Below are 14,646 nucleotides of genomic sequence, written 5' to 3'. Positions count from 1 at the left end.
CCCAACCCTGTGTTATGCTGCGCCATGCCGAGCGCCCTGCCCCCGCTGGACAGCCTGCGGGCCTTCCACCTGATCGCCGAGACGGGCAGCGTGACGCGCGCTGCCGCCGCGCTGGGGGTGACGCAGCCCGCCATCAGCCGCCGCCTGCGCGAGCTGGAGGCGGCGCTGGGCTGCGCCCTGGTGCACCGAAGCCCCAACGCGCTGCGCCTGACCGAGGCGGGAGCGCGCCTCGCCACCGGCCTGCGCGAGGGCTTCGCCCGCATCGAGGCGGCGGCGCGGGAGATGCGGGCGGAGACGGCGCCCTTGCGCATCCGCGCCTACACCACCTGGGCGCTGCGCTGGCTGATCCCGCGCCTGTCGGAGTTCAAGCGCCGCCACCCGGGGCTGGATGTGGAGGTCAGCACCTCCATCGCCCCCGTGGATTTCGCGCGGGAGGGCGTGGATGCGGCCGTCCGCACCGGCCCGCTGGGCGCGCCCCCCTCGCCCACGGCGCGGGCGCTGCAACCCGTCACCATCGCGCCCTTCGCCGCCCCCGCGCTGGCGGCGCGGCGCACGCCCGAGGCGCCCATCCCGGGGCGGATGCTGGGCAGCCGCGTGCGGCCGGGCGACTGGGCGCGTTGGCGGCAAGGCGCCGGGCTGCCCGAGGCGACGCCGCCCCTGCTCTATGAGAGCACCACCCTCGCCATCCAGGCCGCGCTGGAGGGGTTGGGCACCGTGATCTGCCCGCCCGGCTTCGTGCGGGAGGAGGTGCGGGCCCGGCGCCTCGTCCCGCTGGCGCCCGCGGCGCTGCCGGCGGGCGACGGCTATTGGCTGGTGCTGCCGCCGGGTCGGGTGTCCGCGCCGCTCTCCCTCTTCGCGGAGTGGCTGGTGGCGACGGCGCGGGAGGATGAGGGCGCCTGATCCGCGAAGGCGATATCGCCGGAGCGGTGAATCAGTCGCCCGGACACGCCGAGCGGCTGATTCAGACGCTCACCGCGCGCAGATCGAGGCGATGACGCGGCAGATGGCGCCGCGCTGGCGGCGCTGGCACTGGTCCATGCCGTCGCGCGTCGCGTCCTCCACGGTGAAGCCCGCGCCCGCCACGGCCAGCATCACCGGCTGGTTGGGGTCGGGCGTGGTGAAGGGCAGCAACCGGTCGTCGCGCGCGCCCTGCACCAGCACGGCGCAGCCCTGCTGGATCTCGACCAGGCGGCGGCAGGTGTTGCCGCCCGGCCCGGCGCGGCATTGCGCCTCGGCGCGCTGGTGGGCGATGAGCCGGTCGCGCGTGGCCGGGCTGATGCCATAGGCGCGCGACGGAGGTGCCGCGGCATAGATGGTGGCCCAGACCACCGGCGTCTGCGCACCGCGCTGGGCAGTGGCGACGGGGGGCGGCGGCGCGGCCGGTGCGGGTTGGGGGGGCGGCGCGGCCCGCATCGGGGGCGCGGCGGGCGTGGGCGGCGGCGGCAGGGGCAAAAGCGCTTCCGCGGCGCGGCCGCGTTGCGGCTGCGCCTGTCCCGTCCCGGAGGCGCCGATGAAGACGGCGCCGACCAGGATGCCTGAAATCACCCAGACCAGCCTCATTATCTCGAAAATTATGATATTGGCCGCCCAGGCGATAGGGCGTCAGCGCAGGCAGTGGGGCGTCAGCCCAGGCGCGACAGGTGCAGGCGATCACCCAGGTATTCATAGGTGCGCTGCAGGTCGTGGTCGGCGATCAGCATCAGCCCGTGCAGCATAAGGGAGAACAGGCGGTCGTCATCCGGAATGGGCCGCGCGCCCGAGGTGTCGAACTCCACCACGACAACCCCCGCCGGGCCGGCGGGCAGGGTCATTTCCAGGTGCCGGCGCTCCTGCGCGGCCAGCCGCAGGCTGAGCCACGGCCCGGTGGTGCCATCGGGCAGGTGCAGGCGCAGCCCTGTCTCCGCGGCGACGGGCGGGCCGCTGACCTCAAGGAAGAGGCGCATGCCGCTGCGCTCCAGCGCGGGCAGGCGCAGCCGCGCCCGCCCCTTGGTCAGCCACACGCCATAGGCCTCGGGAATGCTCCAGCCATCCCCCTCCAGGATCAGGGCGTTGCCCACATGGGCGGCGCGCATGGCGGCCGGCGGCATGGCGGGCTGGATCTCGAAGCCGATGCGCCGCCCGGTGATGGCGCCCGCGCGGGCGAAGGGTCCCGGCAGGGCCACCAGCGGCGCCGCCAATTCCCGCGCCAGCCCTTCCACCACCTCGCGCCAGCCGCGCAGCCGCACGCGCCCGGGCAGCGCCGCCTCCAGCGCCGCGCGGCGGGCGGGGTCGCGGATGAGGCCCCAGGCGAGTTCCGCCAGTTCCGGCTCGCTCTGAGGGGTGAAGTAGAGGGCGGCGGTGCCGCCGGCCTCGCGCAGGCTGGAATGGTCGGGGGCGATCACCAGCTTGCCGTGCGACAGCGCCTCGGTCACCGGCAGGCCCCAGCCTTCGTAGAAGCTGTTGAAGATGGTGAAGAGGCAGTCCTTGTAGAGCCGCGCCAGCTGCGCGTCCGACACGTCGCGCAGCCAGACGACGTTGCGGCGCAGCTCGGGCGCGTGCTCCAGCAGGCGCAGCGCGGCATCGGCGCCGAAGCCCTGGCGCCCCACCAGCACCAGGCGCGGCAGCGCATGCTCGCCATGGCGGCGCAGCAGGGTCAGCCAGGCGTGCAGCAGCAGCACATGGTTCTTGCGGCTCTCCAGGGTGGAGACGCAGAGCACATAGGGCCGCCCATCCGCCAGCGCCTCGGGCCGCGGGGGGGCCTCCTCGCCTTCGCCGCCCACCGGCGGCAGCGGTGCGTCGAGCGGCATGGCCACCACCGGGATGTCCAGCTCCGGCAGCAGGCGGCGCTGCCATTCGCGGAAATCCCGCGCCGCGCAGGCGCTGGTGGCCACCACGCGGTCGGTCTGCAGGCAGATGGAGAGCAAATTGTCCGCGAAGCCCGAGGTGAGCTCGGGCGTGCAATGCTCGGGCACCACCAGCGGGATGGCGTCATGGAACAGGGCGCAGAGCGCCACGCCATGCGCCTGCCGCAGCTCCCGCAGGCGATGCATCTGGCCGGGCACCAGGAAGGGCAGGCCGGGGGTGAAGACGCGGTCGCCGGCGGCGAAGCCGATCTCGGGGGCCGCCTCGAGCGCCGTGGCCAGAGTGGCGCGGGCGGCCACCCAGTCGGGCGCCTCGATGTCGGCGCCCCGGCGGGCGGTGGCCAGCAGGGCCAGCAGCTCCTGGCCCGGCAACGCGCGGAAGCGGCCGCTGGCCGGGTCGAAGGCCATGGGCTCCAGCAGGGGTTCGGGCGCCGCCAAAGCCGCCTCGGTCAGCGCCATCTGGACCCGCGGCACGCCGAGCGGCAGCCGGTTGATCCGGAAGTAGTGCAGCAGGTCCGTCAGGTCGGCGAGGAGGCGCGCCATGCCTCAGCTTCGCCCGTAGGTGTCCTCGATCCGGACGATGTCGTCCTCGCCGAGATAGGAGCCGACCTGGACCTCGATCAGGTGCAGCGGGATCATGCCCGGGTTCTCCAGGCGATGGATGCAGCCGAGCGGCAGGTAGACCGACTGGTTCTCGCTCAGCAGCAGGCTCTCGGCGTCGCGGGCCACCCGCGCGGTGCCCTTCACCACCACCCAGTGCTCGGCGCGGTGATGGTGCTTCTGCAGGGACAGCTTGCCGCCCGGCCGCACCACGATCTCCTTCACCTGGAACCGGTCGCCCATGATGAGGCCGGAATACTGGCCCCAGGGGCGATAGACCCGGCGGTGCGCGCCCGCCTCGGCCACGCCCTCGGCCCGCAGCGTCTCCACCACCTTCTTCACGTCCTGCGCGCGGTGGCGCGGCATGGCCAGCACGGCGTCCTCGGTGACGACCACCACCACATCCTCCAGCCCCAGCACGGCGGTGCGGATGCCCTCGCTGCGGACCAGGCAGTTGCGGGAATCCACGGCGGTGACGGGGCCTTGCAGCGCATTGCCCGCCCCGTCCTTCTCCGCGATGGTCCAGAGCGCGTCCCAGCTCCCCACATCCGACCAGCCGAGTTCGGCGGGGATGACGGCGGCGTGGCCCGTGCGCTCCATCACCGCGTAGTCGATCGAGATGGAGGGCGCCGCGCGGAAGGCCTCGGCGCCGAGGCGGATGAAGTCCAGGTCGCGCGTGGCGGCGGCCAGGGCGGCACGGGCGGCGGCGATGACCTCGGGCGCGTGGCGCTCCAGCTCCGTCACCAGCGTGGCGGCGGTGGCCACGAACATGCCGCTGTTCCAGACATGCTTGCCATCGGCCAGCAGGGCGGCGGCGGTGGCGGCGTCGGGCTTCTCGGTGAAGCGGGCCACGGCGTGCACGCCCGGCGCATCGCCCAGCGGCGCGCCCATCTCGATGTAGCCGAAGCTCGTCTCAGGCGCGGTGGGCCGCATGCCGAAGGTGACGATACGCCCCGTCTCGCGCGCCGCATGGGCGGCCTGGGCGAGGGCCGCGTGCAGGGCCGCCACGTCCTTGATCGCGGCATCGGCCGCCATGATCCAGAGCACCGCACCCGGCGAGGCCTCGGCCACCAGCGCGGCCGCGGCGGCGATGGCGGGCGCGGAGTTGCGGCCCTCCGGCTCCAGCAGGATGCGGGGGGCGACGATGCCGGCCTCGCGCAGCTGCTCCGCGATCAGGAAGCGATGCGCCTCGTTCGCCACCACCACGGCGGGCGCGAACCCCTCGCCCACCGCGCGCAGCGCCGTCTCCTGGATCATGCTGCGGGAGGAGACCAGCGGCCAGAACTGCTTCGGAAACCCCTCGCGCGAGAGGGGCCACAGGCGCGTTCCCGTGCCACCGGAGAGCAGGACGGGCACGATGTCGTTCAGGCTCATGCGAATGTGACTTCCTGTGGTCTGGGCGCGGCGCGGCGGCGGGGCTGACCTTGTCCCGATCGGGGGACGGAGGCAAGTTGCGCCCATGCCGAACGACGCGCCCCGGGGATCGCCCCGCGTCTGGATGGATGGCTTCGGCCTCTCGCTCGTGGGCGGCACGGGCATCGCGACCTATTCACGAGGTTTGGCCGCCACTTTGGGCGAAACCGGGCTCGGACTGGGGCTGCTCTATGGCAGACCGATTGGGGCGGGCGGCGCGCCCATGGCGCGCGAGATCGCCTTCTTCGACAGCCGCACCCAGCTGGACTACCGGCTGGCCCGCCGCCTGGCGGGCATCTGGGGTCCGCAGCGGGCCATTCCCGTGCCCGCCGCGGGGGCGGTGGAGCGCGGGCTGACCTCGACCGGGCTGCACCAGACCTTCTCCACCGCCAATGTTCCGCCCTGCGACGCGCTGTGGAACGCGCACGACATCTTCGGCCGCGCGGTGGTGAACATGCGGGTGCGAAGCCGGCTGCTGCGCGTCTCGGTGCAGGGCGCGCCGCCGCCGGCGCTGATGCACTGGACGCACATGCACGGCGTGCGCCTTCAGGGCGCGCGCAACATCTACACCATCCATGACGCCATCCCGCTGCGCCTGCCCTGGGCCACGCTGGACCACAAGGGCGCCTGGGTCCGCACCGCCCGCGCCGTGGCCGCGACGGCGGACCATATCCTGACCGTCTCCGAGCATTCGCGGCGGGACCTGATCTCGCTGCTGGGCATCCCGGAGGAGCGGATCAGCAACATCTACCAGCCCGTCTATCCGCCCACGCACGGCCTAGACCCGCGCATGTCACGAGAACGGCTGGCCTCGGTCTTCGGGCTGGAGGACCGGGGCTACCACCTCTGCCTCTCGGCGGTGGACCCGCGCAAGAACCTGGCCCGCGCGCTGGACGCCTACATGGCGTCGGGCATCACGCGGCCCATGATCATCGTGGGCGGCAAGAGCGGCAATGCGGAGCCCGAACTCCGCCTGCTGACGGAGGCGGGCGGCACCCGCTCCCGCGACGGGCGCATCCGCCACCTGGGCTACCTGCCGCGCACCGATGTGGACGTGCTGCTGCGCCACGCGCGCAGCCTGTGCTTCCCCACCCTCTATGAGGGCTTCGGCCTGCCCGCCATCGAGGCCATGCAGGCGGGGACGGCGGTGCTGACCTCCAACGCCTCCTGCATGCCGGAGGTGGTGGGCGATGCCGCGCTGAAGGTGAACCCCGTGGACCTGCGCGCCCTGACCGAGGCGATGATCGCGCTCGACACCGATGACGACCTGCGGTGCCGGCTGGAGGCCGAGGGCCCCGCCCGCGCCGCCCTCTTCACCCCCGAGCGCCACACGGCGCGGCTGGCCGCGCTGCACGCAAGGCTGGGCGTGGCCTGGCCGGAGCCCCCCGCATGACACTGCGCGCCGCCGACCTGCTGCATGGCTCCGACGAGGATGTGGTGGTGAACCTCTACCTCGGCATCCTGGGCCGCTGGCCGGACGAGCAGGGCTTCGCCCACTACCTGGAATTCATCAGCGGCCGGCCCGAGCACCGGGCCGAGGCGCTGGCGACCATGGTGGCCAGCGAGGAGGGGCGCCGCCGCGGCACCAGGCTCGACCCCAGCCTCGTCGCCGTGCCGCCGCACGAGGCGCTGGCGACGCAGATGCGGCTGCGCACCGAGTGGTTCCGCCAGGAATTGGCGCGCCGCGACGCCGCCGCCCCCGCCACCGCCCATGACCCGGCCACGCTGGAGGAGGTGATGGCGCTGCGCCAGGAGGTGGCGGCGCTGCGGCGGGAGATGGAGGCGCGGCTGGCCGCCATCGAGGCCCGGCTTTCGGGCGAATTGCCGGCGGCCCCCGCGCTCTCGCCCGCGCTGTCCGTGGGTTACGTCAATGACCTGCTGGAGACGCTGCGGGCCGAGATGCTGGAACGGGTGCGGCGGTTGGAAATCCGGCAGATGGGCGGCTAGATTTTCTTGCACCGCAAAAAGAAGCGGGCCGACCGAAATGAATTCGGCCGGCCCGTGGCGCAAAGGCCAGTATGGCTTCGGCTTGCCGGGAAATAGCCTCCACCGTTGTCATTGCCAGCAGTTCTTTCGAACCGCGGAACGACAGGGTGAGTATTGCTTGTCTTGAGCCATCCAGGGGATGGGAACGGGCTTAAATTGCCGCAATGGAGAGTGGGGCGCTTGGTTTTTAAAGCGCGATCCCACCATTCACATGCACGAGTTGCCCCGTGACATAGCCTGCCCCCGGGCTGGCCAGCCAGGCCACCGCATGCGCCACGTCCTCGGGCGTGCCCAGCCGCGCCATGGGGATGCGCGCGATGGTGGCCTGCCATTGCTCGGGCGTCATCGCGGCATGGGCGCCGGGGTCCTTGCGGGTGTAGCCGGGGGCGATGGCGTTCACCGTGACGCGCGGCGCCCATTCGATGGCCAGCGCCCGCACCAGCGCCTCCACGCCGCCCTTGGCGGCGGCGGTGGCCGGGAAGGTCGCGGCGTCGTTGCGGAACATGTGCGCGACGAAGGAGGAGATGGCGATCAGCCGCGGCGCCTCCCCCGCCTCCAGATGCGGCCGGGCCGCGCGTGCCAGGCGCAGGAAGGCCCAGAGCACGGCGTCCAGGCTGCGGCCGAAGCCCTCATCGGTCAGCTTGGCCACGGGGGTGCGGTCGGCGAAGCCGGCGTTGGAAACCAGCACGTCCAGCCCACCCAGCAGCCGCGCCGTGTCCTCGACCAGCCGCGCGGGGGCCTCGGGCTCGGCGAGGTCCGCCAGCAGCAGATGCGCCTCGCCCCCCTTCTCGCGCACCTGCGCGGCCACCGCCTCCAGCCCCTCCCGGTTGTGGCGGGCGTGCAGCAGGACGGAGACGCCCGGCGCGGCCAGCGCGCGCGCCACGGCCGCCCCGATGCCGGAGGATGCGCCGGTGACCAGCACGCGCCTCACGCGCGGACGCCTTGGGTGATGGCGGAAAGTTCCATGTTGATGTCCCAGATGCGCGCCTGGATGTCGGTGGCGCCGCGCGCCGTCACGCGCGCCGTGTGCATGGCCTGGTAGGCCTGCGCGGCGTCGCGGGTGGTGAAGGCGTAGAGGCCCCCGGCGCGTCCGGCCGCCTCATCCTCGGTCCAGATCTTCCAGGCGAGGCCGGGCGTGTCGGCCGCGATGGAATGGGCCAGCGCCCGCAGGGCCTCGCGCCGTGCCTCGCCCCAGGGCGGGGGCGAGGCGAAGTCCATCTGGAGGATGACCGTGGGGGTCTCAGCTGGCATAGGCGCCTTGGTAGGCCACGGTGCGGCTGCGCTGCTCGCCCAGCCCCTCGATGCCCACGCGCAGCTCCTGCCCCGCCTTGAGGAACCAGGGGGTCGGCTTCTTGCCCAGGCCCACGCCCGGCGGCGTGCCGGTGAAGATGACATCGCCCGGATGGAGCGTGATGCACTGGCTGACGTAGCTGATCAGTTGCCGCACGTTGAAGATCATGGTGGCGGTGCTGCCATCCTGCTCGCGCTTGCCGTCCACGTCCGTCCACATCCGCAGGGCCTGCGGGTCCGGCACCTCGTCCTTGGTGACGAGCCAGGGGCCCAGCGGGCCGAAGGTCTCGAAACCCTTGCCCTTGTCCCAGGTCGGGCCCCGCTCGGCCTGCCATTCGCGCTCGCTCACGTCGTTGCCGACGGCATAGCCGGCCACGTGGTTCATCGCGTCCGCCTCGGAGACATAGCGCGCGGTGGTGCCGATGATCACGCACAGCTCGCATTCCCAATCGGTCTTGCGGCTGTGCGGCGGGATGATGATGTCGTCGAAGGGCCCGTTCAGCGCGCCCAGCGACTTCAGGAAGACGATGGGCTCCTTGGGCGGCTCCGCACCCGTCTCGGCCGCGTGGTCGGCGTAGTTCAGCCCGATGCAGATCAGGTTCGTCATGCCCGTGACGGGCGAACCCAGCCGCGTGCCGGCCGGCACCGCGGGCAGTTCGGCGGGGTTGATGGCAGCGAGCTTGGCCAGCACGCCCGGCGCCAGCGTGTCGCCATTGATGTCGTTCAGCACGGAAGAGAGGTCGCGGATCACGCCCTGGGCGTCGAGCATCCCGGGCTTTTCCTGGCCCTTGGGGCCGTGGCGCAGCAGCTTCATGGAGGTTTCCTCACTGATCTGCCGGCATTCCGCCGCCTGATGGGAAGGGCGTCAACCGGGGGGCGGAACGAGGCGCGCCAGCCGCACCGCCGTCTGCCCCGGCTGCGGCAGCAGCGAGGGCAGGACCAGCAGACAGTCGTCATGGGGGGTGCGGACCTCCGCGCCCCCATCCATCGCGATCAGCGTGCCGGCGCGCGGCACCGCCTCGCCGCCGCGCCAGGGGCGGGTGAAGGTGAATTCCGTCGTGCGGGCGGTGACGGTGTGCGTCACCTGCGCCTGGCGCGGCGGCGGGGCGTCGGGCGCCAGGGGCGCGCCGGGCAGCACGCCCGTCTCGTGCAGCAGGCGGCGCGTCACGCGCTCCATGCGCGCCACCGTGGCCTTCTCCCAATGCCAGCCGCCTTCCAGCAGCAGGCCGCGCCGCCCGCTGCCGGGCTGGCCGAAGGGGCCGTAGTCAATGACGCGGCTGCCCGCCACATGGCCCATATCGGCCACCACCAGCGGCGGCACGCCGACGCGCGTGGCCAGTTCCACCGCCGGCGAACGCCCGCTGACGAGGAACAGCGGGTCCGACGGCCAGAGCATGGAATGCAGGTCCAGCACCACATCGGCCGTGTCCAGCACGGGGCGCAGGGCGCGGGCGCGGCGCAGCTCCGCGCTGCGGCGGGGGCCTTCCAGCACCTCGATGTCCCAGAGGCGGTTCATGTCCTCCTCCAGGAAGCGCGAGGCCGTGGGGTCGTCCGGGTCGAAGCGGGAGAAGGCGTCGAGATTGGCGAAGACCAGCGTCAGCCGCCCGGCGGCTGGGCGTGTGGCGGCGCGCAGCAGCCGGTCCAGCACGATGCCGCCGGCGATCTCGTTGCCATGGGTCAGCGCCATCACGCAGACATGCGGGCCCGGCGCCTCGGCCGCGAAGCTCCAGACGCCGGGGATGCCGTTTCCGGCGCGCCAGGGCCCGATATCGGGCGCGCGCAGCACCAGGCTGCGCGGCGGCGCGCCGGCCTCGTCCAGCAGCGCGGCCAGCGGCGTGGGCTGCGGCGGGCTCATCGCGGGGGAAGGTCCAGACCCATGGGGCGCAGATTACCCAAGCGTGGCGGTCAGTCTACCGGGGGTGGGTCAGCCGCGCAGCTGCGCGGTCAGGCGTTGCAGGGTGGCGAGGTCCACCGCGCCGGGCAGCAGGGTGGTGCCGCCCAGGATGGCGGGCGTGCCCTGGATGTCCAGCGCGCGGGCGAGGCCCAAATTCCGCTCGATGCGCTGGGTGGTCGTGGCCTCGTCCATCTCGCGCCGCAGCCGGGCCCAGTCGAGACCCGCGCGCTCGGCCTCGCGGCGGATCACGGGTTCGGTGATCTCCTCGCGCAGGCGCAGCAGCGCGTCATAGAGGGGCACGTAGCGGCCCTGGCGCTGCGCGGCGAGCAGCGCGCGCGCGCCCAGCACCGAGGCCGGGCCCAGGATGGGCAGGTCCACCAGCACCACGCGCACATCGCTCTCGCGCCGCACCAGCTGGTCCATGACGGGGTGCAGCTGCTTGCAGAAGCCGCAGCGCACGTCGAAGAACTCGGCCAGCACCACGCGGCCCTGGGGGTTGCCCTTGATGGGTGCCGCGGGGTCCTGGAACAGGGCCTGGGCGTTCTGCGCGATGGCCTGCGCGCGGGCCGCGGCGCGGGCTTCCTCCTCCGCGCGCTCCAGGCTTTCGAAGGCGTCGCGGAGAATGCTGGGGTCCTCGCGCAGGGCGCGGCGGAGGATGTCCAGCACCTCCGCCCGCTGCGCCTCGTTGAGGCCCTGGGCCAGGGCGGTGCCGGGCAGCAGCGCGGCGCCGGCCAGCGCGATCAGGCGGCGTCGGTTCATGGGGCAAGCTCCTTGGTGCGGGCGCATGTTCCCTCGGGGCGGGCCATGGGCCAAGGGGGGGCGCCAAGGGGGGGCGCCAAGGGGGGGCCAAAGGGGCGCGGTTGCCGCTGGGGCGGAAGGCGTCTATGCCCGGAGCATCATGAATACCGCAGGCGCGGCCCCTCCCGGGCGCCGCCGACGCAGGGGACGCACGACGCCAGCATGACCAGCACGGCCACATTTCCGCACACCGCCCCGCGGGCGCTTCGCCCCCTGGTCCTGGGCGCCGCCCTGCTGGCGCTTGCGGGCTGCGGCACCGCCCGCAACCTGGTGGGCGCCGAGCCCAGCATCCCCGCCGGCACGCCCGGCTTCGTGCAGGGCTTCCTGGGCGGGGTCGCGGCCGAGGAACCCCAGGCGGCGGCGGTGGCGCGCAACGTGCTCTCGGCCGGCGGCAACGCGGCGGATGCGGCGGTGGCGGCGGGCTTCGCCATGGCGCACACCCTGCCCTCGCGCGTGGGGCTGGGCGGAGGCGGCGCCTGCCTCGTGTTTGACGCGCGGCGCAACACGACCGAGGCGCTGCTCTTCCTGCCAGACGCCCGCACCGGGGCGGGCGGCGACCGCCCGGCGGCGGTGCCCATGCTGGCGCGCGGCCTTTTCGCCCTGCACACGCGCATCAGCGGCGGCCGGCCCTTCGAGGAGCTGATCTCCCCCGCCGAGCAACTGGCCCGTTTCGGCACGCCCATGTCGCGCGCCCTGCACCAGGACCTGACGGCGGTGCGCGGCCCCCTCTTCGCCGATGCCGAGGCGCGCGCCGTCTATGGCACGCCGGCCGGCGACGTGGTCCCGGTGGGCGGCAGCTTCCGGAACCCGGCCCTCTCGGCCACGCTGGCGCAGTTGCGCACGGCCGGCGTGGGCGACCTGCACCAGGGCAACCTGGCGCGGCGGCTGGAGGAACTTTCCGGCGCGGCGGGCGGCGGCGCCTTCACGGTGGCGGAACTCCGCCCCGCCCTGCCCCGCGTGGTGGACCCTGTGGTGATCGAGGGCCGGGGCGGCGACCGCATCGCCTTCCTGCCGGCCGAGGCCGATGGCGGCCAGGCGGCGGCGGCCCAGGCCTTCCGCGCGCTGGCGGCGGGACAATCCCCCGCGCCGCAGCCGGCCCTGCTGCCGGCCAGCGCGGGGCTGATGGTCTATGACCGCAACGGCAATGCCGTGAGCTGCGCCTTCACCCTGAACAACCTGTTTGGCACGGGGCGCACCATGCCGGGCATGGGCTTCCTGCTGGCGGCCGCGCCGCAGCCGGGGCGCGCGCCGCTGCTCTCGGCCTCGCTCGGCTGGTCGCCCAATATCCGCGCCTTCCGGATGGCGGCGGCGGGCTCGGGCCAGGGGGCGGCGCCGCTGGCCGTGGCCGCGCCCACCCACGCCATCATGCTGCAAGGCGCGGCGCCCGACGCCACGCTCGCCGCGGTGCCGGAGCCCGGGCGCGTGCAGCTCGGCGCCTGCGCGCGCTACCTGCCGGGGCTGCAAGGCGCCTGCACCACACTGACCGACCCGCGCGGCGCCGGCGTCGCGCTGGGTGCCACGGACCGCTGAGGTGCTGAAGGTCGGGCGCGGGGCGCAATCCCCGCCCTTCCTGGTGATGGACGTGATCGCGGCGGCCAATGCGCGCGCCGCGGCCCTGCCGCCCGGCGCGCCGGGCATTCTCCGCATGGAGGTCGGCCAGCCGGGCCATGGCGCGCCGCAAGGGGCCGTCGAGGCCGCCACCCGCGCCATGCGCTCGGGCCACGCGCTGGGCTATACGGAGGCCTTCGGCCTGCCCTCGCTGCGCGCGCGCATCGCGCGGCACTACCTCGACCATTACGGGCTGGTGGTGCCGATGTCGCGCATCGCGGTGACGGTGGGCGCCTCGGGCGCCTTCCCGCTGGCCTTCCTGGCCGCCTTCGACCGTGGCGACCGCATCGCCATGGCCACCCCCTTCTACCCGCCCTACGCCAACATCCTGGAAAGCCTGGGCATGGAGGCGGTGCTGCTGGAATGCGGCCCCGAGACGCGCTTCCAGCCCACCCTCGCCCTGCTTGAGGCGATGGACCCGCGCCCGGACGGGCTGGTCATCGCGAGCCCCTGCAACCCCGCCGGCACCATGCTGCCGCCCGAGGAACTGGCCGCCATCGCGCGCTGGTGCCACGCCAACGGCGTGCGGCTGGTATCGGACGAGATCTATCACGGCCTCTCCTGGGACACGGTGCCCGAGGCCAGCGCCGCCGCCTTCAGCGACAGCGCCATCGTGGTGAACAGCTTCTCGAAATACTGGTGCATGACGGGCTGGCGCATCGGCTGGATGGTGCTGCCCGAGGACCTGGTGCGGCCGGCCGAATGCGTGGCCCAGAACATGTTCATCAGCCCGCCGCACATCGCCCAGGTGGCGGCCGAAGCCGCGATGGACTGCACCGAGGAGCTGGAGGCCATCAAGGCCGGCTATGCCCGCAGCCGCGCCTTGCTGCTGGAAGGGCTGCCCCGCGCGGGGCTGGACCGCATCGCCGCCGCCGATGGCGCCTTCTACCTGTGGTGCGACGTGGGCCACCTGACGAATGACAGCCTCGAATTCTGCACCCGCATGCTGGAGGGCGCGGGCATTGCCGCGACGCCCGGCGTGGATTTCGACCGCGCGCGCGGGGGCCGCTTCCTGCGCTTCAGCTATTGCGGCGTGGAGGCCGGGATGGCCGAGGTGCCCGTCCGGCTTTCCCGCTGGCTGGAGCGGGATGGGCCGCGTTCCTGACACCGGCATCGCGCGCCCGGGGGGCTGACGCCGCCCCGCGCCGGGTCTAGCGTGGCCGGACTTCGGGGGCCGCCACTTGTCGCTTTGGGTTCTGATCACGCTCTGCGCCGCGCTGTTCCAGACCTGGCGCACGGCCTTGCAGCAGCGGTTGCGCGGGCAGCTCTCCCTCAATGGCGCGGCGGTGGTGCGCTACCTCTATGGCGTGCCCTTCGGGCTGATGATCCTGGGCACATATTGGCTGGTCTTCGGCGGCAGCTTCGGCACGCCGACGCTGTGGTTCCTGGCGCTCTGCGCCATGGCCGGCTTGATGCAGATCTTCGGCACCAACCTGCTCATCTCCTCCTTCGGGCCGCGCGGCTTCGCGGTGGGGACGGCCTATTCCAAGACCGAGGCGGTGCAGGCCTCCATCATCGCGGTGGTGGTGCTGGGCGAGGTGCTGTCGCTGACCTCCTGGGCCGGCATCGCGATCAGCGTGGGCGGGGTGATGTATCTGACCCTGGCGGGCCGCGGGCTGAGCCCCGCCGAAATCCTGCGCGCCACCACCCAGCCGGCCGCGCTGCGCGGCATGTCGTCGGGCTTCTGCTTCGCGCTGACGGCCATCTGCATCCGCACCGCCAATGCCGAATTGCCGGGCGAGGATGTGCTGCTGAAGGCGCTCTTCGCCGTGGTGCTGACCAACGCCATGCAGACCGTGATGCAGGGCGGCTGGCTGCTGTGGCGGGAGCCCGGGCAGCTCACCGCCGTATTCCGCACCTGGCGGGACAGCGCGAAGGTGGGGGCGCTGTCCGCCGCGGGGTCGTCCTGCTGGTTCATGGGCTTCGCGCTGGCGCCGGTGGCCCTGGTGCGCGCGGTGGGTCAGGTGGAAATCCTGTTCACCCTGCTGTTCAGCCGCTTCTTCCTGGGCGAGAGGCTCAAGGGCAAGGACGTTCTGGGCGCGCTGATCCTGGTGGCGGGCGTGGTGCTGGTGCTGCTGGGCACGCGCTGAAAGATTTGCATTTCGTGAAAATCCAGCGACATCGCCATAAAATGGCAATGCGTTAATGATTCCCAATGAGTCCCGCAGGATTCGGCCACCACCCAAAGTGGAGTGACAAGGCTTTTCCACAAGTTTC

The 14,646-nt window shown here is 73.1% G+C and carries 14 protein-coding genes; 6 read left to right on the top strand and 8 right to left on the bottom strand.

Translation table 11 applies throughout. The features are described from left to right. Positions 1 to 24 precede the first annotated feature (24 nt). Positions 25 to 900, top strand: coding sequence for a LysR substrate-binding domain-containing protein (locus tag GGQ83_RS04730; protein WP_184382423.1), 876 nt, complete (start codon positions 25 to 27; stop codon positions 898 to 900). 69 nt (positions 901 to 969) lie between these two features. Here the strand turns inward: GGQ83_RS04730 and GGQ83_RS04725 are convergent, their stop codons facing one another. The 3 genes from GGQ83_RS04725 to GGQ83_RS04715 form a co-directional block, all read right to left on the bottom strand. Beyond that, positions 970 to 1,560, bottom strand: coding sequence for a DUF4189 domain-containing protein (locus GGQ83_RS04725; protein ID WP_184382422.1), 591 nt, complete (start codon positions 1,558 to 1,560; stop codon positions 970 to 972). A 62-nt stretch (positions 1,561 to 1,622) separates the two neighbouring features. Next, on the bottom strand, positions 1,623 to 3,383 hold the full coding sequence (locus GGQ83_RS04720; protein ID WP_184382421.1) for a glycosyltransferase: 1,761 nt from the start codon (positions 3,381 to 3,383) through the stop codon (positions 1,623 to 1,625). Between the two features lie 3 nt (positions 3,384 to 3,386). Continuing rightward, positions 3,387 to 4,814, bottom strand: a complete 1,428-nt coding sequence (locus GGQ83_RS04715; protein ID WP_184382420.1) for a mannose-1-phosphate guanylyltransferase/mannose-6-phosphate isomerase — start codon at positions 4,812 to 4,814, stop codon at positions 3,387 to 3,389. 85 nt (positions 4,815 to 4,899) lie between these two features. On the opposite strand from GGQ83_RS04715, the gene GGQ83_RS04710 reads away from it, so the two are divergent. Next, positions 4,900 to 6,246: a glycosyltransferase family 4 protein gene (locus GGQ83_RS04710; RefSeq protein ID WP_184382419.1), complete on the top strand. Its 1,347-nt coding sequence runs from the start codon at positions 4,900 to 4,902 to the stop codon at positions 6,244 to 6,246. Further along, positions 6,243 to 6,800 carry a DUF4214 domain-containing protein gene (locus tag GGQ83_RS04705; RefSeq protein ID WP_184382418.1) on the top strand — a complete coding sequence of 186 codons (558 nt, stop codon included), beginning with the start codon at positions 6,243 to 6,245 and terminating at the stop codon, positions 6,798 to 6,800. The genes GGQ83_RS04710 and GGQ83_RS04705 overlap by 4 nt, the downstream gene beginning before the upstream one ends. A gap of 226 nt (positions 6,801 to 7,026) precedes the next feature. Here GGQ83_RS04705 and GGQ83_RS04700 read toward each other — a convergent pair whose 3' ends face one another. From GGQ83_RS04700 to GGQ83_RS04680, 5 genes are all read right to left on the bottom strand, one after another. Next, positions 7,027 to 7,770 carry an SDR family NAD(P)-dependent oxidoreductase gene (locus GGQ83_RS04700; RefSeq protein WP_311727230.1) on the bottom strand — a complete coding sequence of 248 codons (744 nt, stop codon included), beginning with the start codon at positions 7,768 to 7,770 and terminating at the stop codon, positions 7,027 to 7,029. Then, positions 7,767 to 8,090, bottom strand: a complete 324-nt coding sequence (locus tag GGQ83_RS04695) for a monooxygenase (RefSeq protein ID WP_184382417.1) — start codon at positions 8,088 to 8,090, stop codon at positions 7,767 to 7,769. The genes GGQ83_RS04700 and GGQ83_RS04695 overlap by 4 nt, the downstream gene beginning before the upstream one ends. After that, positions 8,080 to 8,943, bottom strand: coding sequence for a fumarylacetoacetate hydrolase family protein (locus GGQ83_RS04690; RefSeq protein ID WP_184382416.1), 864 nt, complete (start codon positions 8,941 to 8,943; stop codon positions 8,080 to 8,082). The genes GGQ83_RS04695 and GGQ83_RS04690 overlap by 11 nt, the downstream gene beginning before the upstream one ends. Before the next feature lie 51 nt (positions 8,944 to 8,994). After that, on the bottom strand, positions 8,995 to 9,984 hold the full coding sequence (locus GGQ83_RS04685) for a M14 family metallopeptidase (RefSeq protein WP_184382415.1): 990 nt from the start codon (positions 9,982 to 9,984) through the stop codon (positions 8,995 to 8,997). 69 nt (positions 9,985 to 10,053) lie between these two features. Further along, entirely contained in the window at positions 10,054 to 10,782 is a 729-nt protein-coding gene (locus tag GGQ83_RS04680; protein WP_184382414.1) for a DsbA family protein, read from the bottom strand. Between the two features lie 201 nt (positions 10,783 to 10,983). Here GGQ83_RS04680 and GGQ83_RS04675 point away from each other — a divergent pair, with 201 nt between their 5' ends. The 3 genes from GGQ83_RS04675 to GGQ83_RS04665 all read left to right on the top strand — a co-directional run bounded on the left by GGQ83_RS04675 (position 10,984) and on the right by GGQ83_RS04665 (position 14,519). After that, positions 10,984 to 12,351 carry a gamma-glutamyltransferase gene (locus GGQ83_RS04675; protein ID WP_184382413.1) on the top strand — a complete coding sequence of 456 codons (1,368 nt, stop codon included), beginning with the start codon at positions 10,984 to 10,986 and terminating at the stop codon, positions 12,349 to 12,351. Positions 12,352 to 12,397: 46 nt separating this feature from the next. After that, positions 12,398 to 13,534: a pyridoxal phosphate-dependent aminotransferase gene (locus GGQ83_RS04670; protein ID WP_184382950.1), complete on the top strand. Its 1,137-nt coding sequence runs from the start codon at positions 12,398 to 12,400 to the stop codon at positions 13,532 to 13,534. Positions 13,535 to 13,610: 76 nt separating this feature from the next. Further along, the gene (locus tag GGQ83_RS04665) at positions 13,611 to 14,519 is read left to right on the top strand and encodes an EamA family transporter (protein ID WP_184382412.1); all 909 of its coding nucleotides are present in this window, start codon (positions 13,611 to 13,613) and stop codon (positions 14,517 to 14,519) included. Positions 14,520 to 14,646: the final 127 nt, after the last annotated feature.

This window comes from Roseococcus suduntuyensis (assembly GCF_014196305.1).
Lineage (GTDB): Bacteria > Pseudomonadota > Alphaproteobacteria > Acetobacterales > Acetobacteraceae > Roseococcus > Roseococcus suduntuyensis.
Note: the sequence above shows the minus strand (reverse complement) of the source record. Positions and strands in the feature narration are given on the sequence as shown.